Here is a 20076-nt window from a genome sequence, read left to right as displayed (position 1 = left end):
TTTCCAGACCTTGTATATGAGACCTGGCTAAATGCGGGCCCGGTAAGAACTGACCCCGTGAATGCGCCAAGACTAAACATCCCTACGATGAACGCTTGTCCCTGACTAAACTGCTCGCTAGATATTGTTCCGTCTTTCTGACCCGCAGCAACTTGAATGCTTCCAATCACCCTTCCCAGCTGGGTACTTGTATCGAGCCTAATGCTGCCGTCAACCTTAAAAATCTGTAATCCCTGCGGCATTTTTATCCCCAAATACCAAGCCTTACACGGCGCGTACCGGCGCCATCGAAAACCTCAAGTAGCCGGTTATTGATTGAAAGCCTCCCCCCGCCTGCAACAGGCCCGTTAAATTCCACTCCGCCACCTTTGCTAAGACGCCAACCAGTTTGGCCCGCCACGTAGTCATCCGATTGAATAAAGGCCCCAATCTTGGCGTTTGTGATCGTGCCGTCCTGAATGAATGCAGACTTTACGAAAGTCTGCCCGTCCTGAACGGCGAACGGCACCGTGCCAGCCTGGCCGATGGCGAATCTATCGGCATCGATGACGAACTGCGACTGCACCCCCCCTGGACCGTTCTCCAAGCCAAGGCCGATACCGGCGTACTTATAAAGCCCGGTGGCCGTTTCGTACTGCATCCGCACTGACCAGTTCGCAGTGATCTTGCCGTCGACTGTTTGAATAGCCGTACTGTTAGTCTGAATCGCCAGGGTGTTCCCGTTCACAGTTGACTGAACAGTGTCGATTCGTCGCCCCAAGGCTTGGTCTTCATTCGATCTTGCTGTTATTTCGCTCTGAACGGCAGCGGCATTTTTCAAACTCTGAGCCGTGACAGTATCAATCCTGCTACCCAGCGCTCCATCAGCATTGATACGAGCCGTCTGCTCGGACTGAACAGCCGCCTTGTTGGCATCGGCTTGCGCCATGACGCTGTCGATCCTGCTACCCAATACCCCGTCGGCACTAATACGTGCAGTCTGTTCAGACTGAACAGCTGCCGAGTTCGCAGCATGTTTTACTTCCAGTACGTCCGTGCGCTGCCCCTGGATCAGGTCGCCCTCGATAATCGCCGATTGAATCGACCAGACGCCGACGCTCTGCTGCTCGGAACCCTGCCACCCAGCTTCGTCACCCTGCATAGAAGGGTTAACCTGCAAGGAGATGCCATCAACCCGTTCTGCCGTGGTAGTGACCTTGCCATCCAGCGTGGTCACGGTAGCCTTCAAGGTGCTCAACCCATTCGCTGTAGCGCTTACGCCGCTGACCGGATCATCAACCGTGACCTTCACAGCATTCAGTTGCTGGGCCTGAGCGTTAATGTCGCTGCCATGCTGAGCAATCGCCGCCGAGTTCTGCTGTATTTGTGTAGCCAGTGCCGCAGTGGTTTGCACAAGCGTGCCGATATCCACCCAATACGTTGCATTGGGTGGTGCATTTCCAGCAGGCACCGAAGCAACAGCCTGGTAAAGGTGATTGCCCAACCGCACAAACTCGCCACTGGCATATGCCCTGGCCGCGTCATACAGCAACGCATCCGTCACTTGATCAACCAGTGCTTGCAGTTCTTTACGGGTATTGTCCAATCGGTCGTTGACCGAACCCGCGCCAGATCCATCAATCAACTCGATACGGTCGAGCAAGTGCTTGCCCAGTTCCGTCTCGCTGATTTGCCCTGCGATCAGATCCAAAATCGGCGAAGCATCCGAACTCGCTTGCCCGTTGACGCCCGACCCGCTTGGAAACCACGGCCCGATATTGCCCGTGCGATCCACCAAGCGCGCCCAGAAAAACAACGACGTCCCCGCCGCCAGCCCCATCATGGTCAAATCGGTCTGCGGATAGGCGTAATCCCCCAGCTTAGTCGCCAACGCCAGGTCGGCAGTCTTCCCATACCAAACCTCCGTACGCTGCAAATCCGCCGTGCTCACCCCCTGCGGAATCTGCCATTTCAGCTTGATCGCAAACACCAACGACTCTGTCGTCAGCGCAGCCACCGTCGGCGGCAAGGTGGTCTTGCCGTTGAGCACGGTCTCAACCGACTCGCTATACAACGAGCCAATATCCAAGGCGTTGATCGCCCGCACCTTGGCTACGTAGCGTCCAGCGTAGATCCCGGAAACTTCAATCGAAGTCCCGCCGGTACGCCCGGCGTAGATCCACTCGCCGTCGTTTTTACGCCAGTAGACCTCGAAGGCAATCGCATGCGCCGGGCGTTGCCAGTCGATGGTCATGACATTGACCGCACTGCCTTGCTCGACGAAATGATCATTGCTGACCGTCACGCCGGTCGGCGCCGCTTGCACGCTCGGCGGGATCACGGTGATCGGTGGGCTGTCGATTTTCGCGCCGTTGTCGATAGCGGCAAATTTGCTCGGTACGTGCTTGACCGCACTGAGGCTGTATTTGATTTCGTCATCCGAAAAATCTTCGGAGATCGACAGTACGCGGAACTGTTGCAAAGCCAGGGTCGCGGAGTCGATGGCCCAGATCGATTGGACCGGCGGCAGTTCGTCGAGCTTGGTTTGCAACACAACCAACTGCCCGTCCGCACCTGCGGCGCTGACGGATTTGACCTCCCTGGACACCGCCTTGCCGTTGGGCATCACCAGGGTGATGGTGTCGCCCGCCGTGGCGGTGACTTCGGCATCCAGTGTCAGGGTGTCGAGGGTAGCATTACGCAGTCGCCCGCCAATGCGCCGGCCGGCTCGGTCGTTGTCGGCTACGCGGATGATCTGGCCGGGGCGCGCCAGGGTGCCGTCGAGGCCGACCGCGAAGGTCACGCTTTCGGTTTCCAGGCGGTTGGTCAGCAAGGCCCATTTGCCGATGCGTTGGGCCTGCGCCTGGGACGTGCAACCGGTGGCACTGATTTCGGTCTGCTGGATGCCGTAGCGCGCGATGCCTTCAGCGTCATCGACGTACTGCACCTTCTGGCGATAGAAATCCGTCGGATCATTCCAGCTGACCAGGGCGACGGTGTAGCGGGTCTTTTTCGCCGACCCGCCGTAGATGAACTGGCCACCGATCACGTTGGCGTTGGAGTAGGTGTAGACCGGGTCTTCCGGCATATCCGCCACCGCCATCACCGAACCCGCGCCCCAATAGGCCATGCCGCGGAAGGTGGTCGCCAGGTCCTGCAGCACCTTCAGGGCATCGGCACGCACCGAGAGGTACAGGTTGCAGGTGAAACGCGGTTCGGTACCGCCCTTGCCATCGGACACTGGCTGGTCGCAATACTGGCCGATGCGGTACAGCTCCCACTTATCCACTTGGCCGGCGTTGAGCAGGTGGCCGAGGCCGTAGCGTTGGTGCAACAGCAGGTCGTAGTAGATCCAGGCCGGGTTGTCGGTCCAGGCGGATTTGAACGTGCCGTCCCACACGCCGCTGTAGGTGCGGTTTTGCTCGTCGTAGTTGCTCGGCACCTTGATGATCCGCCCGCGCAGCTCGAAGGAACGCGAGGGAATCGATTGGAATTGCGCGGCATCGAATTGCAGGCCGATCAGCGCCGAGCCCGGGTAGCGCAGCTTGGCGTCGATCACCTCGGTGGACGACTCCACGGTGGTGGTATCGGCGATCGCGCCACTGGTGGAGTTCGGTGTGATCCGGCGTACACGCAGGGTCCAACTCACCTTCGCAGGAGGCAAGTCAACACGGTGGGAACGTTCGTACTTGGTGGTGGTTTTACCGCTGAAGGCTGCCGCCAGTACCTGCACGAAGGCGCCGCCATCGGTGGATAGATCAATAGCGTATTGCACCGTGTAGCCGTTGGTGTCGCCGTTGCTGGTGTTGGTCTGCGACAACCGCGTGACAGCCAGGCGAACCCGCACCGCCGACAGTTGCAGGTTGGAATAGGACTTGGTCCAAGGCTGATCGCTACGCAGCTCGACGGACACCGGGCTTTCGTTTTCCACGGCAGGGAAGCCTGGGATGTGCGTCTGATCCTGGCTGCCGTTGCGTGTATCGAGGGTCACGCCACTGAAATTGAGGCTGCCATCGGCGTTGGCCAGCGGAGTCTCGTCGAGAAACACCGAGCGCTTATCGTTTTTCAAACCGACAATCTCGCCTTCGCTGACGAGATCGAGGATACGGGCATAGGCCGTACTTTGCAGGCTGTCTGGCGCCTCCACGGAGGGGCGGGGCTTGGACGCGCCGCCTTTGCTGCCAGCGAGAGTGAGGTCAGTCATGGCTTTCCTTCAGGCGAAATAAAGCCCGCACTCGGCGGGCTGGGTGAAAAGGAGGACGGTTAGAGTTGGTCCTGGGCGTAGATGCCGGCACTGATCACAGCACTGCCGACGACCAACTCGCCGTAGAGCAAGCCGACCGGATTGCCCTGGGCGTTGGTGTTGACCGGGCCGTTGAAGCTGTAGCTCGGGCGGTTATTAGGACTGTCCTGGGCACCAAGCCCTTTGGGGGGCGGTGACAACATCTGCATGACACCGCCCATCGCCATGGACGCACCCGCCATCAACATCATGCTGGCAGCCGGCCCCGTCAGGAAACCAAACGGGTTGTAATACGCCACCGCGATCAATACCGCACCGATAATGGTCTGCAACCCGCCTGCGCGCTTGGAGCCGGTCAATACCGGCGCGATGCGGATCACGTCCTTGCCAAGGGGCTTTTGAATATCGTCTTCGGCGATGTTGCGCTTGCCGTTGAATACGGCAAAGCGCAAACCTTTATCAGCGCTCTGCAGCATGTAGCGCTCAAAGCCAGGAAACTGTTTGAAGTAGCCCATTACATCCTTGAAACCACCCGCGGTGGTCACGCGATGTTCTCGACCGAAAAGCCTGGCGAGCGAGCCTGATAGCAGCACCGTTCGCATCGTATGTTGTTCGACTGCCAATCCCATGAGCACTCTCCTGATCATCTTCGAAACGTTGGCTAGAGCTGATCCTGCGCATAGATACCCGCACTGACCACCGCACTGCCCACCGTCAGCTCGCCATACAGCAAGCCCACCGGGCCGCCCTGGATGCTGGTGTTGACCGGGCCGTTGAAGCTGTAGCTGGAGCGGTTATCCGGGCGGTCCATGGTGCTCAGCCCCTTGGGCATCGGCGACATCAACTGCATGACCCCGCCCATGGCCATGGAGATCCCCATGCTCGCGGCGAAGGTCCAGCCGGTGGTGGATGAAGCGCCGATCAAGGTCGAAGAACCACTGGAAGCGGCGAGGCCACCAGAGAAATACGACGCCGCGACAATCAGTGCGACCCCGATAATGGTTTGCATTGACCCTGCGCGCTTGCTGCCCATCAGCACCGGGGCGATGCGGATGTCCGAGGTTCCGGAAGGTGCGTTGAGCCGGTCCTGGCCGATATTGTCGCGGCCCAGGAAAATCGAGTAGGTCACGCCGCGGTCCTTGGACTCCATCAGGAAACGCTCGAACCCGGGCACCAGGATGCACAACGCGTGAATCGCTTCCGAGGCGTTCCTCACCGCCAGCCGATGCACTCGGCCAAAGCTGGCGCCCAGGCTGCCGTAAAGGCGCACCGTCCGGACTTTTTCATGATGCATGGCATCCTCCAGGCGAATGAACCGCCGATGTGGTTAGTGTTTGGCCCGCAGGCCATGTCGCCAATAGCTCACCGTCACCTCGCCCCAGTAGCCGCCGTAGGTGTCGCGTTTGCTATCGCGGCCATACAGGTGGTGCAGGATCGAGCCGGGCGCGGGGTAATGTTCGGGTTCGCTTTGCAGCACCCCATCTGCCAGGTAAATCGCGGCATGGTTGGGCACTGGCGCACGGATCTGCATCAGCACGATATCGCCCTGTTGCAGTTGGCTGACCTGCACGAAGCCGGCGGCCGGCAGGTTGTCCAGGTAGAGATTGCCGCCCTTGTCCCACCAGCCGTCTTCGCGTTGATAGTCGCCGAGCTCGATGCCCAACTCGCGGCGGTAGTAGTCGAGGATGATGCTCAGGCAGTCATGCACGCCGTGGGCGAAAGCGCGACCGATCAGGGGCGCCTGGTAGCCATTCGGCGTGCAACTGGCCCATTCACCGGTACACACCTGCCCGTCGTCCCCCTTGCGTACTTCCACAATGTGCCAAGGCAACCCTGAGGCTTCGCACGCCACGCGGTCCGCTTCACTGGGCGTCGCCGGGCAATCGGGATGGCTGTGCACCACCGCGAGTATTTCGCCACGCTCTTCGGCGGCGGCATAGTCCTCGGGTGCCAGGCGAAAGTGTTCGCTGGGCGTGCTCGCCGTATTGCGACACGGCACATACACACGCTTACGCCCTTCGCGAATCATCAGGCCGCAGCACTCATGGGGGTAGTCGGCCACGGCGTGCCGGGCAATCGCCGCCAGGTTGGTCTTGTTCATATTCAGCTCCGCAACAGGCCCGCAGCCGGAAATGAACCGTAGGGCAGTGGGTTGTTCTCGCCGAAACGCAGCTTGCAGCTTGTCAGTCGCCCACCGCATTTATCCTTGGCCGCATCCGTGACGATCACGTCATTGGCATCCGCCACCGGGCCGCCGTTGTAGCCGCAATAGGGGCCGCGGTAACCGCCGCAGCTGAGCCACCAACACACATTGGCGACGATCTGCCGACGGGGCAGTTGCACGCCATTGAAATCCAGCGCGCTGGCCAGTTCGAACTTCACCGTCTCGCTGCTTTCCGCGACTTTGCGCTCGACATACCAGATGTCCGGCGGCAGTTCCTCTTCCGGGTCCGCTTCGGGCTGGCCGTCGAGGTACTTGGCCAAGGTACGGTGACGGATCAGCCGAGCGCCGACCAGGTCCTCGAAATACAACACCAACGCCGTGATGAAACCACCGACGTTACCTACGGCCAGCGTTGGCGTCGGTTGGGTGCCCTGCCCCGACATTTCAAAGCCCTCGGCCTGGATCGGCCAAGGTGAATACTCGTGGCCCTGCCAGAAGATCGATGACTCCTGGGGGTAACCGTGAAACCGGTACAACTCGGCACCCAGGGTGGCGGCATCGAGCTCGAAAAGCTCCACCCAGGCCCCGGGCTCCAGGGTCTGGATATCTGCAGTGATGGACATATGATTCTCCGGGCAAAGAAAACCCCGCACTGTGGCGTAATGCCGTTCAGTTAAGGCTTTTGTAGGAGCGAGCTTGCTCGCGAAAAACTCACAGGCGCCGCGTTCAATCAGGAAACACGCGTTATCGTTAACGTTTTTCGCGAGCAAGCTCGCTCCTACTGAGAGGCGATATACGCTTAACTGAACGGCATTACGCACTGTGGCGGGGTGTAGGCGCCACAGGTGGCGCTAGGGGTGGAAGGCTTGCTCGAACGTCGCGGTCAGGGAGTAGAGCCCGGCGCCCATGGGCGTAGGCTGGTAACCCTTGCAGCGATACAACGCAGGCTCTGCCAGGGGTGCGGTCCAGCTGAACGCCTTGGCACCGGCATGGCGGTCGAGGAAAGCGACGATCGCTTTGATCCGCGCTTCGTCACCCACGAACGTCAGTGGCCAGGACTGGGTCTTGTTGTTGATCCCATCCGCAGCCGTTTGCTGGTAGCCGTCGCCGAACTTGGCCGACTTAAGGCGAAACTCGACGCTGCCGACGGGTTCCACCTTGGGCACCCAAGTGAATATTTCTGTGCTCATGTTTTCTCCAGGCGTAAGCCGTTGATAGTCAGCGGCCGTTGATCGCCGACCAGATTTGCCCGCCCGGCTTGAGGTCGCGGGCGATCTGCTCGGCAGCACCCTGGCGGGCTGAGCCGGCATAGGCGCGGGCGACGTTCTGGGCGTTGGTGTCGGTGCCTGAGCCCTGGCCGTCGGCGACGTTGATGGTTTGCTGGATTACCACCTGGTTGCTGCTGGTAGTGCCCGACGGGCCGCCGCCTAAAGCGCGTACGCCGAGGGAGCCGTCGGAACCTCGGCTCAGAGGCATGATGGCTTCGGGGCCGGCTTCGCCGAAGAGGGCCATAGGGGCCAGGGTTGGGCTGGTCGCAATGGAGTTGGTGAATACCCCCCCATTGGCATACTTAATGCCGGAGACATTGAGTTCATTTTGATACCCGCTTGGCCCCAGCACTGAACCTGCGGGAACAGAAGGGCTCAACCAACTGGTGATGGCCGAGCCGGCCAAACTGAACAACGACTTCAGGGCACTAGAGGCCGCCGTTTTGGCAGCCATCGCCGCCATGTCTTTAAGTACCGAGGTGGCAAAGTCAGAGAAGTTGAACTTCCCCGTAGTCGCAAACGTCAGGACCGCGGCATCCATCTTTTCAAAAGCACTGGCGAACACCGCCTTCGATTGCTCGGCTGCCGTACCTGCGCTAGTAGAATACTCTTTGAACGCGGCACTGGCGCCTTCGCGCCAATCATCGAGCAGCTGGGTCATATCGGCGAAATTACTTTTAACCTGCCCAGTTTTTTCTTCACTCAGAAGAGCCATCCCCTCCTGATCCGATGAAGCTGCATCCCCATACGGCCCACCCGTTGGAAACTTCAGCCCCGCCCGCTCGGTGTAACTGGACTGCGCCTCCAGCGCCCCCACAAAATCATTCTGCGCCCCCTGGCTCTGCTTGAGCACTTGCACCAGTTGCGCATTTTTCTGAATAAAATTTTCCGCCGCATCCGTGGCCGGGTCATAGGCCCTTTGAAAGGCCTTGAACTGGCCGGACGTGACCTGTAGCGCCGCTGCGGCAGAGGCGCTGACCTTTTTACTGGCATCCTCAATCTTATGCTGCATCTCGCGCATGCTGTTTTCGGTAATCCGTGACGCCTTCGCCAGGGCCTGCTCCAGGCTGCCGAGGTTGAGCGTCAGATTACCCTGGGAAGCAGTTGCCATAGGTTTCTCCGGGTCATGGATAAAACCCGCCGAAACGGGTTTCAAGGAAAGTGGCGTCGTCCTTAACGCCACTCGTTCATCGCACGCTCGAGTGACACACCCCGGCGCAACTCATGGGGCATGAAATCAATCAGCTCGGCCGTGCCGCCGCCCAGCCGGTGGGTCTGCAGCGCCACCAACGCGCTGCCCGCCTCCAGCCGCCTACCGGCGTGCAGGGAACCGTATCGGTCGATATAGCGTCCCCAGGCCAGGGCTTCGTGGTAGGTCATGCGCTCTTTGGCTTCGGCGATCGTGCGGCCACCCACTCCGTTCAGCACCAGTTCGTGCCAGAACTCATCGGCGACCGTCAGCTCTTTGCGCCGCCACCTTGAGTGCCATTGACCTCATTGACTGCATTGAGGATCACAAACCCCAATGACGGCTCAAGCCCGAACGCATCGTCGTAACTCAGGGCTTCATCGCCCTCGGTACCCAGCGACACTGAGGCCGCGAGGTAGCTTGCATTGCGGCTCTGTGTCGACTCCCCCTGGCTGAACAGACGCTCGATCACGCCGAACGACTGGCGGCGGATGTGCAACGTGAAGGTGTCGGTGACTTCCTTGCCGGTTTTGCTGTCCAGATGCGTCCAGCTGATCTCTTTCTTCACCGGCTGGCCATCGACGATGCCGCCCTTGGCTTTCAGTTGTTTGAGGTTCATGGCGTCTCTCAGGCTTTCTTGATCCAGGCGCTGGCGCCGGTGCGTTGGATAGTGACGGTGGTGGTTACGACGGCGTTCAGTGCAAAGTTGAACGGGAAGTCCGACACGTAGCCGTCGAAAGTGAACCAGGTACGGGTTGCCGGCAGTTCAAAGCCATCGCCCTTGGCGTTCAGGGTAGGCAGCACGTCCTTGCCGTCGGACCAGCCCACCGCCCACTTCACACCTGTATCGCCCTTGGCTTCAGACAGCTGGTGCAGCCGGATATGGCTGGCGTTGGTCGGGTCGGCATTCAGGCCCAAGCTCGCAGTGCCTGGAGTGCGCAAACCTTTCTTGTAGCTGCGCTCTTCGGCATTGAGGCTGGTGTCTTCAATCTGCTCGGCCGGCGCGCCGCCCGGTTCGAATGAAGTGGCGTGCTCGATTTCCAGCACGGTGTAGGGCCCGGTGCCGGAGGCCGGCGGGACGAGGGCAAAAATCTGGGTACCTTGGGTAAGAATCGACATCGAGTGTTCTCCATGAACAATAAAAAACCCGCGAAGGCGGGCTATGGGGTGCAACGGCTGTGTTGCTGGGTACTAGGCAGGTCGAGCCGCGATCAGGGCGCCGGTTTACCATCCAGGTAAGGCGGTGCATTCGGGTCCGGTTCTCGGCTCTTGATCAGGTCGACCAATGCCTGGTTGCTCTGGGCCAAGAGTCGAATGGCCGCGTTGAGCGCCAGTTGGCCATCAGTCTGGGTTTGCAGGGCGGCGATCAAGCGGTTGATCGCGGCCAATTCTTCGTCGTTCATAGGCATCTTGGTTCCTGTATCACGTCAGGTAGGCAGGGGTGGGGAGCGTCAACAATGCGCAGCGGTGACGATCAAGACGCCAATCCACTGGCCATGATCGAACTGCGATACCCCGTCGCCGGGTCGCCAACGTGGGTCACTTGAGTAATCGACCAGCGCCCCTGCATGTACGAAGGCCAGGTTTCATCCAGCACCAGCAAGCCTTCGGCAGCGAGCAACGGGTTACCTGGGCAATCGATCTGCAGCTTCAAACCTTCACGGCCCACCCGCCGCAGTTCGCCTTCGGCCACGGCGCGGGCTTCGGCTTCGTTCTGGCAGCGCTGACGCAAGGTCTTGAACGGGGCAATCCCGATCTGGACCACGCGCTGTTTGCCGGCGGCGGCGTCCCACCAGCTGACGCGGCTGCCCATGTATTTTGAGCGAGCTTTCTCATCAAGCTTGGCGGTAATGAAGGCGTGCTCACCGGGCCGGTTGTCCCCGGTCACCGATAATTTCACTGGCGGCAGTAGCTGGCCGGAGAGTGACTTGGCCTGCCCCGCTTCGGCCAGTACATAGAGTTCATTGAACGGCTTGGTGACCGCGTTGTAGCGCTTGGCCAGGCGAGTGATGAAGGCCATGTCGCTTTCATTGGACTGGTCGATGTGCGCAATCGCAATGCCGTCCAGCGTCGGTGCCACTCGCGGTGAAAAACCATGGCGGCTGACCAGTTGCCGAAACAATGCCCCCAATGTCGTCGGCCCATGGCTGGCGGAGCGGCGCTGGCGGTACCCGCTCTTATCCACCTCACTGAAGGGCGCGGCCGTGGCCACGATCATCAGGCGCATCGGAAACAACACTGGGGTCCGTTGGGTGACGACAAACTCGCCTTTTTCCACCAAGCCGGTTTCCTGGTAACCGACGCGCAGGCCGATCTTGCCACTCAGGCTGGGCAACCCCTCCAGCCCTTCGATATTGAGGGTCAATTCCAGGCGGTCAGTCTGGATACCGCCAGCGTCGGTGTGGCTCCAATGCATCAGGCGTTGATTGAGCAGCGCCGCGTTGGCGCCGTAGAACTCTACGATCGGGGTAAATCCCTGTGCCATGCAGCCTCCTTAATCCCACGCCAGCACGGGACGCACGGCCGCCGGCCTGGCTTGCATCTCAGGCACGATCACCCATACGCCGGCCGGCAATAGCGGACCGTATTCAGCCAGTTCGGGATTCAAGCGCCAGAGGGTTTCTTCCGCCGTGTCATCGCAACGTCCCAGCTCGCGGTAGAGCAACAGGTTGACCGAATCACCGGCGATACTTCGCACTCTACGCATTGACGAATTCCTCCAGTTCCAGGGTCCAGGTCATGACCATGGCGGTGCCGTCATCGATCACGTTGCTTTGGGTTTCCACCACCGAGTTGATGCGCCACAGGCCCCAGTTACGACCGATGCCATCGACCAGCGGCAACGGCGCACGCGCATCTTGCAGTGCGCGCAATTCGTCCAGGCGCTGCATGCCGACGGCGTACATGGCCGTGCCGCTGAACGTGAGCTTTTCCAGCTTCTGGCCGTTCTGCCGCGACTGGGGTTTGCTGGCAATAATCGCCAGGTCACTCCAGCCGCCGTCGCTGTTGCGGATCAACGACGAATAGGCAAAACCCCGGGACAAGCCAAAGATAAAGTCGCCGAGTACCATTTGTTGTCGCATCAATCACCTCCTGAAGGATCGGCCAGTGCCGCGTTGCGCCGGATGCCAAGGGAGTCGGTGACCATGGGCATGCATTGGAACTGCAGGGCCTGGATCACCTGGTTGACGACCTGCTGGGCATCGGCAGGGTTGACGCCGGTGATCTGGATACTCGGTGCAATCGTGACCTGGACGTTATCGGTGCGGGCACTGTTGAGCTCCTTGCTCAGTGCATTGGGCGCGGGCAGGCGATCATTCGAGCTGAACAGTTTGTCACCGAGCCAACTGCCTGCTTCGCTGCCCAGCAAGCCACCGATGGCGCCGCCGACTGCGGTGCCGATACCAGGGAAAACCAGGGTGCCGAGCGCGGCGCCGGCGGATGCTCCCGCCCAGGCGCCGCCAGCGGTGCTAAGGCCAGCACCGACGGCCTTGGCGTCGCCATTGCGTACGCCCTGGACCACGTCAACGGCGGTGTCGACATATTTCAGCGGGCCAAGACGGCGGACGCCGGCAGTCTCCAGCTTACTCATCACGCCCAACAGCCCGGAGGCCGGCATTTTTGACGAATGAGTCACCGCAGGCATGGCTGAACGCTCACGACTGACGGTCTGTGCGTGTGGCTGGCTGATTGCGCGAGCTTCGGAAGGCAGAGGCAAGCCCCTGCCTTCCAAGGCTTCAATCAGCCCCGGGGTTCTACCTGGGATCGAATGACGCAGATCAGTGTGAGTCGTTCGGTTATTGACCTGGGCGCCACGCGGCTGCAAACCTTGCACGGGTGCTCCGGCATGGAAACCATTGGACTGCGCCGGGAACAAGGGGTTGATCAAGCGCTCAGACAGACTGCGCAGCGTCGACATCACCCCAGCGTTTTTCACAGGTGCCTGCTTTGTAAACGCCGGCCTCGCCACAGACGCCTGTTTCTTCTGCGCTTGCTGTTTCTTCTGCGCGTTCCGCGCCTTCTGGTTTTTCTGCGACTTGGGCCTATTGCTACCCTTTTTCCTGGCAGAAGAGCCTCTGCGACTGGAGCGGCGACTGCTCAGTGAGGCTTGGGTTGCAGTGGCGCAGCAGCATGGCTGATCCTTTTTAAAGCCGTCGCTCTTGAACAGTTTGCCAACCACTCCAGGCAGTTTGCCCAGCGTCACGTCGACCACATTGCTCGTCACCCGACTTTTGATCGTGTCTCCCAAACCCGAGAAAAAACCGGTGACCACCGGTGAAAACACCGGCAGAATCACCGCCTCAGCGGTTTTCACAGTGGTAGCGGCTGCCGGCGATGTGCTGGCCCAGGCGTTGGCGCCGTCCATCAAGTCGGTCTTTTTTTGAAGCCACACGTCTTCCCAAAGTACCGGTGCTGGCTTGAGCGTCGTGGAGAGCTGCTCCTCGCTCTTTGAGGACGCCTCGCGCAACTGCGCTATGGTTTTTTCCTTGATGGCTGGCGCAGCAAACGATTGTTGAAAGGCCGCGACCGGATCGAGGCTCTTTACCTCGCCCAGCGTCATGGCGTCACGGATCAGCCGCAGCTCTTGCGATGTGCTCGACGTAACTTCGGTGGTTGTCGTCTGATCGCTGCGTTTTTCGGTTTTGGACGGTTCAATGCCCATCGCCTTAAGCTGCGGCAAGGAGGCTTGCAGCGCGTCCACACTATCGCGCAGTAACCCCATGGACAGCGAAAGACCCTGGAGTTGCAAGCCGGCATTGGTCAGCGCCAGGCCCATCGAGGACAATGGCGCCGCCTCTGCATGACTTTCAGATGCCAACGGGCCCGGGTTAACACTATCGGCACCCTTCGCGCCGCCTGCGTTGCTGAATACACCCTGGCCATCCTTGACCATGGCATATGCGAGCGAATACTTGTCCTGCATCCCGCTTACTCCTGTTTAACGCCAAGGCGAGTGATCGCAATGTCGTAGCGGCGCAATGCTTTTCCGGCGTCCCAGTCGAGGATCTCCGCCTCATTGACCGAGTAGATCAGCGGCACCACATCGAGGATTACGTCGATGTCGCGCTGCGAAAGAAGTCCGCCGGTTGATTTAAAAAATCGTCGATGCGCTCCTGCAGTTCCGTCCAGTCGGGCACGGTCAAACCGGCCAGGTCAGGGATCATCAGCCCGGTGCAATGGGCGGTGATGAACTCGGCGCGCTCTTTATTGGTGGCAAGCTTTTTCATCACTTTGGTGGCGCGCAGGGCGGGCATTTCCAGGGAAAGTTCGGTCAGGGTTCGGCCGGCTGCGTCCAGGGGCAAAAGCAACGGGACGGGTTGGTCGTGGGGTGTCGCATCCTGTGCGCCCAGGAAGAACGACGCAGGGCGCGTCGACATCTCATGTACGTACTGGGCAATGCTCACGTAGTCCGGGCGTTTGAGCTGATCGAGCTCTTTTTCCGACAGGCCGGTGGCGAGTTTCGCCAGTTCAAAGAACTGGTCGTCCTCGTCATCACCGGCCCGGGCCAGCGCGTCTTTTTGCGCGGCGTAGAACAACGGTTTGAGTTGAACCTGCTGGATCATCGCGCCGGTATCGGCAGTGATCGGGGCCAGCAGGATATGCAACGGTGGCATCCAGGCCATGGGGCAATTCCTTTGAGAAGTTTGGGGGCGAGCACGCCCGCCCCCGAGGTTTTACGGCATCAGCACAGCACGGCGCGCATCGCCAAGAATATCGACGCCGTTGAGTACGAACTTCTGGGTGCGCACGTCGATGTCGATCACCGAAATGCCATTTTCCAGGCGGTTGTAGGTACGGCAGGACAGTTCCAGCGTGGTGAGTGCCTTGTCGCCCATCTTCAGCTTCGCCTCCTCCAGGGATTTGAGCTTGCCGCCGACGGTGTGGTAGGTGAAGTAGGTCTTGCCGTCCTGGTCCTGGCCGGCTTCCCGCACGTTCAGCAGGATGTCGTCACCCATGCGCACGCCCAGGGCCAGCATGATTTCCGGGCCGGCACCTTGGAGGGCCAGGGTGGCATTGAGCACCTTGCCGCTCTTGGCCATTTCTTCGGCGATGAAACGCCCGCCGGACATGGCTTCCATGTCGAACTCGATCTTTGGCGGGGTGAACTCTTCCACGGTTGCGGACAACGGCAGGCCTTGAAGGGTGGCCGCAATGGCCTGTCTGACTCGGTTGGTAAACATTAGAGAACGTCCTCCAGGAACTGCTCGATGATTTCATCGCGGGCGTTGAGTTGATAAACCATGTGTTCGTTCGGCGCGTAGCGGCCGTAGTCGATAACGATGAACCAGGTACCGTTCTTGTACTTCTCGACGCTGTTCAGTTCCGGGTGCAGGTATACGCTGCCGCCAGGGATGGTTTCGTCGGCCACCAGGGTTTGCAACCAGTCGTTGATGCGCTTGACCTCCTGGTCCATGAAGGACTTGGTGAGGTTCTTGGCCATGGCTTTCTGGCCGGCCTTGACCAGCTTGCGGCTGATGGCATCTTCCAGGCCGACGTAGCTGATGAACTTGCCGGTAATGGAGCGGTTACCCAGCAGCGAGAAACCGCCGAGGATGGTGCGGGCGTAGTAACTCACGCCGTAGCGGTTGAGCAGGTCGCCTTCGGTGGAGGTGTCGAGGATGTTGTACTCGACCACGCGGGAGACGTCCTCGGCGAAGGTCACCTGGTTGCCTGGGCTTTCCCACTGCTTGACCTTGGCCAGTGCGGCGATGGCCAACGAGGATGGCGACAGGAACACGTTTTTCTTCGCGGCCTTGGAATACACCGACGGCATGTTGTGCACCAGCAGGCAACGGTCGAAGCCCAGGTCGGCACCGCCCAACTCGCCGCTATAGGCAACTTGATCGGCCACCGAAGCGTCCTTGCCATCCAGTACCACACGCGCCTTGATGCGCTTGCCGAAGGAGGCGAACTCACCGGCCACGGCCTTGGTGCCGGTAAAGCCTGGAGCGCCGATGATGGTCAGGTCTTCCGGGACACTGCTCAGGGCCGCCAGGCCCAGCTTGCGGCCGGTGACCGGGTCGTTGCCGCCGATCACGTTGTTGACCGTATCGGCCGGGGTGGCGCCTTCTTCGACGATGACCACATAGACGGGCACCTTGACCACTTTGAGGATCTGGTACACCGCCTGGAACAAGGTGCCCGACTCGGTGCCGGTAGGGTCCAGCAATGCCTGGGTCGTGAAGCTGTTGATACGGAACGGCGCGTTTTTCGGGATCGATGCGTGGGCATTCGGCGCCGTGCCGACCAGGCCGATCACGTTATCGCCAAGGCCACCCATGGCCTCGGGGGATTCAGTGGCATTTACAGTGATGCCGTTGTGCTCGAAGTTCAGGACTTCTGCCATGGTTATTCAGCCTTCTTGGGGGTGGAGTTGAGGACGCTGGTCAGTTCCAGGCGGCCAGCGGTGCGTAGGGCGGATGCTTCGACGTCGAGCAGTTCCAGTTCCTCGCCGGCGGTGGACCAGTGGCCGTTACCGATGGGGAATGGGATGAGAACGGTGTAGGTTTGGCGGGTGGGCATGGGTGGAAATCTCCGGGTGGAAAATGCAAAAAGCCCCTACGGGGAGGGGCTTTGGGGAGGCGAAAAAAACCGTTTTCGCGGTGGGGATCAGTTGCGATCAGGCAAGGGGTAGAGCGCCTTGATTTCTGCGACTTTGTCACGCCAGGCCTTTTCTTTTTCTGGAGTTTCGTCGTATTGCCATTCCAGAAACAAAGGGTCAGCTTCAGCTACGTACAACGTACGACGCGCAGAGATAACACTTTCCAACTTGGCACTGCTTTCCGTCTGCATGACCAGTTCATCTGCGCGAACCTCGTCAAATCCCAATGCCATCAGGGTTGGGCGGTCCGCAGGAACATTGATCAGCGTCTCACCCGAGGGCAGCAGTAGTTTTTTGATATATCCAGCCATCTTCATACCCCTTTTGCTGTGTAGCGCAGATCGTTATCCAACGTATAAGCCAACCGGCTTTCCGGATAAGTTTCTCCAAGTTCGGTCGCGGTTATCGCAAACGGTTTCACCTTCCAGCAAATTTCATATTCAGGGGTCACCGCTTGACTCAATTCCACTTCAGCATCTGAGCGACTGTACTTCACAGGCTCCTCAAAACTCTTGGTGACGATATACGTCAGCCCGCCACGCAAATAGCAGCCAGATTCCTGCGGGGACGAGACCAATGTGCCAGGTATCTGGTTAAGCCAGATGGGCTTCAAGCCAGTGACCGGACGGACGTACGACCACATCCCGAATTGAGCACGACGGACGGTCTCTCGGTAGGTTTGAGAGATGCGCTTGATAGTCAAAAAATTAGCGTCCCCATTCCATGGGATCCCACAGCCCTCCATTTGCAGATTTAGACCGGCGACATGTGGCTCAAAATTGTTGTTGAATGGATTGAGACCTGCGTCCAAGCCATAGTTTCTGGAAATTATGATCTCCGACATACCTCTCTCGTTACCTGGCATACGCCACCAGACCGGATAAAAAATATTGGTAGAAAGTCCTGTAAGATCAATTGTTTGTGTATAAGAGGCACGGCCATTAATATCCTTAGCCTGCACACTATTACGCCAAGAAGTAAACTGATTCGAAGCGGCCTCTACCCGCGCGTCAATCTTCCCAATTTGGCTGGTAACCGTCTCCGTAAGCCTGTTACATGCATCCACAACTTTCGTGATAGTCGTTTCAATTCCCATCATCAACTCCCTGTCAGTTAATCTTTCCAGCACTTTTGTCAGTGCTACTACTTCGCTTCGAGATGCATAACCCGAAACATCAAATCAACGTGGCGGGACATATTGCCAACCGAAGCCGCCGCCATAATCGCGATTTCCTCTGCCAACAACAGATTCAAGTTCTCACTCCCCACCACAATCGTCACGCTATCCGCCGGCAACGGCGAAACATCCAGCGTAAACTTCTGCAGCACCCGCGCCGCCGCCGCTTTATACGTCAGCAACTTCCCCGCCACGGAATACACCGCCAGCAAGGTGCCACTGGCGAGGTAAAACCCAAACTCACCAATCTCATACTCACCGTCGCCATCAAACAGCGCGGCCATCCTGAGCTGGCGCTCGCCCAGGTCTTCGTAATCGACGATGGCCACACGTTGGCGCTCGTCACGCAAGGCGTCTTCGCTGCCGTCAGGGTTGTAGCGGCCAGTGCCGGCGCCGATGTGGGTGATTTCGCCTTTGAGGCCCTGGTTCTTTGCCTGCAGCACTTCATCCAAACCCTTGGAGGTGAAGCGCACCAGGCGCGTGATTTCATCTGTCATGGCTGCGCCCTGAGGTCGTAGTCGTTAATGGTGTAGTGCTGGGCAACCCCGGCACTGTTTAACCGAGCCACCAGCGCCAATTCCGGCAACGCGCCGTTCAGATAGAACTCGCCGTCGCTTAAAGGCGCGTCGAGCACTTGCGTGAGCGCGAGCTTGCCTTCGGTCTCATGCACGATGGTAATCGTCGCCTGATCGCGCTCACTTTTCGCCGCGTTGATACGCCGGATCAGCCGGTTGTGATCGCCGCTGGACCAACTGCGCCCGATGATCGCCTGCACGTCGAAGGTGTAAGGCACGCCGAGCGGACGTTGCTGGTACCAGGCGCTGATGTTGGGGGTAAAGCCCAATGACTCCACCGCATGGCTCAGCGCCTTGGGCGTACCGGCCTGGCGTTGGATCTGCCAGGACAACGCCACGGTCAGGCGCTTTTCCGCCTCGCTGGCCTCGGCATCCCATTCGCTGACGCCACGGTCGGCGGCCAGGTAAGGGAGGAATTCGCTTGGAGTTTGAAGTGGATTCATCAGCGCCGGAAATGGCGGTGTGACCCGTTCAAGCAATGTGCCGAAGCCCAGGTCCAAAGCCTTTTCCAGCGGTGAACTGTTGGCCGGCAACAGACTCGCTTTAGGTTCACTCATAGCGTGCGCACCTCCACCTCGACACCCGTGCAATACGGGGCCTGGAACGCGGTGCTGACAATCGGCACCAACGGTTCCAGGATGTGCAGTTGCGCAGCGCCAGCGCTGTGGATGGCGTAGTCGATCCAGCTGGGGTCAACCCGCCCTTCCAGGCGATGGCAGGACTCTGCGTAGTCTTGCAACAGTTTCTGCGCGGCCACTTGGGTCAACCCGGAGTCCGGGCCGGCGTTGATCTTGGCCACAACGCGAATTTTATAAGGTTGAATCTGCGCACCTTGAACGGTGACAAGGTCGGTTTCCGGCCGGACATCCGGCCGTGCGAAATGTCGACGTACTCCGTCAAGCAAATCGGCAGATGCAGTGCCGTCACCGTCCCTGGAAAGCACCGTAACCATGACTTCGCCCGGTGCGGTGCGCCGAGCGTTGCCGTCCTTGACCTGGGCCGCATAACCATCCGGATCGAAGGTGTAGGTGACGCTCACCACTCCCGGCGTCGCGCTCTGCACTTTCACCGCCGGACGCTCGCCAAGGGTGAAGACTTCGCGGCGATACTGCATCCGCGAGCCGGCCGCCGGAGCATGGGGCGCCAGGTAGTAACGCAGGCGAGCGTCGTCGTCGCTTTCCAGGGTGGGCGGCACCGGCGGGAAAGCTGCCGAGTCGCCAGGGTCGAGCACTTGGCGTTCCAGGCCCATATCGGCCAGGCGCGCATCCAGGTTGCTGCCGGTGGCCCACCACGCGAGCATCTGCTTGATACGGGCGTTGTATTTGCGCTCATGGGTTTGCAGACGTACGCAAAACGCTTCCAGGGCCAGGGTCAGCAGTTCGCTTTCGTTGTCGAGGCTGACCTTGAGTTTGGCCGCGCTTTGCGGCGCACGGCTGGCAACGTAGTCGATGACGAACGCCTTGAACTCAGCCAGCAACGGTTCGAACTCATCCACCTTGATGATGGCCGGTTCCGCCAGTTGGTTCTGGCCGGGGATCAGCATGCTCATGTCACGACCTCGAAGGATTGTTGGCGGTTTTTCCAGGTGCCGGCAAACCGCAGCAGCAGGCCGGCGCCTTGGCGGGTGGCGACAATGACCTGGGGGTCAAAATCGTCGATGCCGTTGTGGGTGTTGTAGAACGCCTGGGCGGCGTGGCTTTGGGCGAGGATCAGCAGGTCATCACCGAGGTTTTGCCCTAGCAACTGCGGGATCAGCGAGCCGTACAACGGACGCTTTTGCCGAGTGCCCACGGGGGTGGTCAGCGCTCGGGTGGCGCGCTGCACAAATTGCAGCCAGTCATCGACGGCTGCCCCGGTGTTCCTCTCGATTCCGAGCAT

General features: G+C 59.7%; 25 protein-coding genes. All 25 read right to left on the bottom strand.

Annotated features, from left to right (window positions below):
- Window positions 1–244: 244 nt before the first annotated feature.
- The 25 genes from gpJ to QYQ93_RS06795 all read right to left on the bottom strand — a co-directional run bounded on the left by gpJ (window position 245) and on the right by QYQ93_RS06795 (window position 20076).
- Window positions 245–4183 (bottom strand): TipJ family phage tail tip protein, encoded by a 3939-nt coding sequence (gpJ, locus tag QYQ93_RS06915; protein WP_338476600.1) that lies wholly within the window; start codon window positions 4181–4183, stop codon window positions 245–247.
- A 59-nt stretch (window positions 4184–4242) separates the two neighbouring features.
- Window positions 4243–4851 (bottom strand): tail assembly protein, encoded by a 609-nt coding sequence (locus QYQ93_RS06910; RefSeq protein ID WP_043048875.1) that lies wholly within the window; start codon window positions 4849–4851, stop codon window positions 4243–4245.
- Between the two features lie 32 nt (window positions 4852–4883).
- Window positions 4884–5516 (bottom strand): tail assembly protein, encoded by a 633-nt coding sequence (locus QYQ93_RS06905; RefSeq protein ID WP_124376628.1) that lies wholly within the window; start codon window positions 5514–5516, stop codon window positions 4884–4886.
- Between the two features lie 33 nt (window positions 5517–5549).
- Complete coding sequence (locus tag QYQ93_RS06900; RefSeq protein WP_043048872.1) at window positions 5550–6323, bottom strand: C40 family peptidase; 774 nt, start codon at window positions 6321–6323, stop codon at window positions 5550–5552.
- Window positions 6324–6325: 2 nt separating this feature from the next.
- Window positions 6326–7009: a phage minor tail protein L gene (locus tag QYQ93_RS06895; protein ID WP_043048871.1), complete on the bottom strand. Its 684-nt coding sequence runs from the start codon at window positions 7007–7009 to the stop codon at window positions 6326–6328.
- A gap of 228 nt (window positions 7010–7237) precedes the next feature.
- On the bottom strand, window positions 7238–7576 hold the full coding sequence (locus tag QYQ93_RS06890; protein WP_338476599.1) for a phage tail protein: 339 nt from the start codon (window positions 7574–7576) through the stop codon (window positions 7238–7240).
- 28 nt (window positions 7577–7604) lie between these two features.
- Complete coding sequence (locus QYQ93_RS06885) at window positions 7605–8765, bottom strand: phage tail tape measure C-terminal domain-containing protein (protein ID WP_338476598.1); 1161 nt, start codon at window positions 8763–8765, stop codon at window positions 7605–7607.
- Between the two features lie 62 nt (window positions 8766–8827).
- Window positions 8828–9082 (bottom strand): hypothetical protein, encoded by a 255-nt coding sequence (locus tag QYQ93_RS06880; protein WP_043048867.1) that lies wholly within the window; start codon window positions 9080–9082, stop codon window positions 8828–8830.
- 29 nt (window positions 9083–9111) lie between these two features.
- On the bottom strand, window positions 9112–9462 hold the full coding sequence (locus QYQ93_RS06875; RefSeq protein WP_043048865.1) for a phage tail assembly chaperone family protein, TAC: 351 nt from the start codon (window positions 9460–9462) through the stop codon (window positions 9112–9114).
- An 8-nt stretch (window positions 9463–9470) separates the two neighbouring features.
- A complete protein-coding gene (locus tag QYQ93_RS06870; RefSeq protein ID WP_043048863.1) occupies window positions 9471–9962 on the bottom strand; it encodes a phage tail tube protein in 492 nt (163 codons plus the stop codon).
- 92 nt (window positions 9963–10054) lie between these two features.
- Window positions 10055–10252, bottom strand: a complete 198-nt coding sequence (locus QYQ93_RS06865; RefSeq protein ID WP_235387832.1) for a hypothetical protein — start codon at window positions 10250–10252, stop codon at window positions 10055–10057.
- 65 nt (window positions 10253–10317) lie between these two features.
- Window positions 10318–11328 (bottom strand): phage late control D family protein, encoded by a 1011-nt coding sequence (locus tag QYQ93_RS06860; RefSeq protein ID WP_338476597.1) that lies wholly within the window; start codon window positions 11326–11328, stop codon window positions 10318–10320.
- 9 nt (window positions 11329–11337) lie between these two features.
- Window positions 11338–11550, bottom strand: coding sequence for a tail protein X (locus QYQ93_RS06855; protein ID WP_338476596.1), 213 nt, complete (start codon window positions 11548–11550; stop codon window positions 11338–11340).
- Window positions 11543–11926: a phage tail protein gene (locus tag QYQ93_RS06850; RefSeq protein ID WP_338476595.1), complete on the bottom strand. Its 384-nt coding sequence runs from the start codon at window positions 11924–11926 to the stop codon at window positions 11543–11545. Before QYQ93_RS06850 ends, QYQ93_RS06855 begins: the two co-directional genes overlap by 8 nt.
- Window positions 11926–13767 carry a phage tail tape measure protein gene (locus QYQ93_RS06845; RefSeq protein ID WP_338476594.1) on the bottom strand — a complete coding sequence of 614 codons (1842 nt, stop codon included), beginning with the start codon at window positions 13765–13767 and terminating at the stop codon, window positions 11926–11928. Before QYQ93_RS06845 ends, QYQ93_RS06850 begins: the two co-directional genes overlap by 1 nt.
- Window positions 13768–13894: 127 nt before the next feature.
- A complete protein-coding gene (locus QYQ93_RS06840; RefSeq protein WP_043048857.1) occupies window positions 13895–14467 on the bottom strand; it encodes a phage tail assembly protein in 573 nt (190 codons plus the stop codon).
- Window positions 14468–14518: 51 nt separating this feature from the next.
- Window positions 14519–15025: a phage major tail tube protein gene (locus QYQ93_RS06835; RefSeq protein ID WP_043048856.1), complete on the bottom strand. Its 507-nt coding sequence runs from the start codon at window positions 15023–15025 to the stop codon at window positions 14519–14521.
- The gene (locus QYQ93_RS06830; protein WP_043048854.1) at window positions 15025–16191 is read right to left on the bottom strand and encodes a tail protein; all 1167 of its coding nucleotides are present in this window, start codon (window positions 16189–16191) and stop codon (window positions 15025–15027) included. The genes QYQ93_RS06835 and QYQ93_RS06830 overlap by 1 nt, the downstream gene beginning before the upstream one ends.
- A 2-nt stretch (window positions 16192–16193) precedes the next feature.
- Window positions 16194–16367: a hypothetical protein gene (locus tag QYQ93_RS06825; RefSeq protein ID WP_003189022.1), complete on the bottom strand. Its 174-nt coding sequence runs from the start codon at window positions 16365–16367 to the stop codon at window positions 16194–16196.
- Window positions 16368–16454: 87 nt separating this feature from the next.
- Window positions 16455–16757 carry a hypothetical protein gene (locus QYQ93_RS06820; RefSeq protein WP_043048910.1) on the bottom strand — a complete coding sequence of 101 codons (303 nt, stop codon included), beginning with the start codon at window positions 16755–16757 and terminating at the stop codon, window positions 16455–16457.
- Window positions 16758–16759: 2 nt separating this feature from the next.
- Entirely contained in the window at window positions 16760–17542 is a 783-nt protein-coding gene (locus QYQ93_RS06815) for a phage tail protein (RefSeq protein WP_338476593.1), read from the bottom strand.
- Between the two features lie 47 nt (window positions 17543–17589).
- On the bottom strand, window positions 17590–18120 hold the full coding sequence (locus QYQ93_RS06810) for a tail fiber protein (protein WP_043048852.1): 531 nt from the start codon (window positions 18118–18120) through the stop codon (window positions 17590–17592).
- Complete coding sequence (locus QYQ93_RS06805) at window positions 18117–18755, bottom strand: phage tail protein I (protein WP_338476592.1); 639 nt, start codon at window positions 18753–18755, stop codon at window positions 18117–18119. Before QYQ93_RS06805 ends, QYQ93_RS06810 begins: the two co-directional genes overlap by 4 nt.
- Window positions 18752–19747: a baseplate J/gp47 family protein gene (locus tag QYQ93_RS06800; protein ID WP_338476591.1), complete on the bottom strand. Its 996-nt coding sequence runs from the start codon at window positions 19745–19747 to the stop codon at window positions 18752–18754. Before QYQ93_RS06800 ends, QYQ93_RS06805 begins: the two co-directional genes overlap by 4 nt.
- Complete coding sequence (locus QYQ93_RS06795; protein WP_043048848.1) at window positions 19744–20076, bottom strand: phage baseplate protein; 333 nt, start codon at window positions 20074–20076, stop codon at window positions 19744–19746. The genes QYQ93_RS06800 and QYQ93_RS06795 overlap by 4 nt, the downstream gene beginning before the upstream one ends.

Origin of the sequence: Pseudomonas khavaziana (assembly GCF_036704165.1) — a bacterium.
GTDB lineage: Bacteria > Pseudomonadota > Gammaproteobacteria > Pseudomonadales > Pseudomonadaceae > Aquipseudomonas > Aquipseudomonas khavaziana.
Note: the sequence above shows the minus strand (reverse complement) of the source record. Positions and strands in the feature narration are given on the sequence as shown.

Coding starts and splice junctions, on each gene's coding strand:
- gpJ (WP_338476600.1), bottom strand. CDS start 4,183: ATGACTGACCTCACTCTCGCTGGCAGCAAAGGCGGCGCGTCCAAGCCC.
- QYQ93_RS06910 (WP_043048875.1), bottom strand. CDS start 4,851: ATGGGATTGGCAGTCGAACAACATACGATGCGAACGGTGCTGCTATCA.
- QYQ93_RS06905 (WP_124376628.1), bottom strand. CDS start 5,516: ATGCATCATGAAAAAGTCCGGACGGTGCGCCTTTACGGCAGCCTGGGC.
- QYQ93_RS06900 (WP_043048872.1), bottom strand. CDS start 6,323: ATGAACAAGACCAACCTGGCGGCGATTGCCCGGCACGCCGTGGCCGAC.
- QYQ93_RS06895 (WP_043048871.1), bottom strand. CDS start 7,009: ATGTCCATCACTGCAGATATCCAGACCCTGGAGCCCGGGGCCTGGGTG.
- QYQ93_RS06890 (WP_338476599.1), bottom strand. CDS start 7,576: ATGAGCACAGAAATATTCACTTGGGTGCCCAAGGTGGAACCCGTCGGC.
- QYQ93_RS06885 (WP_338476598.1), bottom strand. CDS start 8,765: ATGGCAACTGCTTCCCAGGGTAATCTGACGCTCAACCTCGGCAGCCTG.
- QYQ93_RS06875 (WP_043048865.1), bottom strand. CDS start 9,462: ATGAACCTCAAACAACTGAAAGCCAAGGGCGGCATCGTCGATGGCCAG.
- QYQ93_RS06870 (WP_043048863.1), bottom strand. CDS start 9,962: ATGTCGATTCTTACCCAAGGTACCCAGATTTTTGCCCTCGTCCCGCCG.
- QYQ93_RS06865 (WP_235387832.1), bottom strand. CDS start 10,252: ATGCCTATGAACGACGAAGAATTGGCCGCGATCAACCGCTTGATCGCC.
- QYQ93_RS06860 (WP_338476597.1), bottom strand. CDS start 11,328: ATGGCACAGGGATTTACCCCGATCGTAGAGTTCTACGGCGCCAACGCG.
- QYQ93_RS06855 (WP_338476596.1), bottom strand. CDS start 11,550: ATGCGTAGAGTGCGAAGTATCGCCGGTGATTCGGTCAACCTGTTGCTC.
- QYQ93_RS06850 (WP_338476595.1), bottom strand. CDS start 11,926: ATGCGACAACAAATGGTACTCGGCGACTTTATCTTTGGCTTGTCCCGG.
- QYQ93_RS06845 (WP_338476594.1), bottom strand. CDS start 13,767: ATGCAGGACAAGTATTCGCTCGCATATGCCATGGTCAAGGATGGCCAG.
- QYQ93_RS06840 (WP_043048857.1), bottom strand. CDS start 14,467: ATGGCCTGGATGCCACCGTTGCATATCCTGCTGGCCCCGATCACTGCC.
- QYQ93_RS06835 (WP_043048856.1), bottom strand. CDS start 15,025: ATGTTTACCAACCGAGTCAGACAGGCCATTGCGGCCACCCTTCAAGGC.
- QYQ93_RS06830 (WP_043048854.1), bottom strand. CDS start 16,191: ATGGCAGAAGTCCTGAACTTCGAGCACAACGGCATCACTGTAAATGCC.
- QYQ93_RS06825 (WP_003189022.1), bottom strand. CDS start 16,367: ATGCCCACCCGCCAAACCTACACCGTTCTCATCCCATTCCCCATCGGT.
- QYQ93_RS06820 (WP_043048910.1), bottom strand. CDS start 16,757: ATGGCTGGATATATCAAAAAACTACTGCTGCCCTCGGGTGAGACGCTG.
- QYQ93_RS06815 (WP_338476593.1), bottom strand. CDS start 17,542: ATGGGAATTGAAACGACTATCACGAAAGTTGTGGATGCATGTAACAGG.
- QYQ93_RS06810 (WP_043048852.1), bottom strand. CDS start 18,120: ATGACAGATGAAATCACGCGCCTGGTGCGCTTCACCTCCAAGGGTTTG.
- QYQ93_RS06805 (WP_338476592.1), bottom strand. CDS start 18,755: ATGAGTGAACCTAAAGCGAGTCTGTTGCCGGCCAACAGTTCACCGCTG.
- QYQ93_RS06800 (WP_338476591.1), bottom strand. CDS start 19,747: ATGAGCATGCTGATCCCCGGCCAGAACCAACTGGCGGAACCGGCCATC.
- QYQ93_RS06795 (WP_043048848.1), bottom strand. CDS start 20,076: ATGCTCGGAATCGAGAGGAACACCGGGGCAGCCGTCGATGACTGGCTG.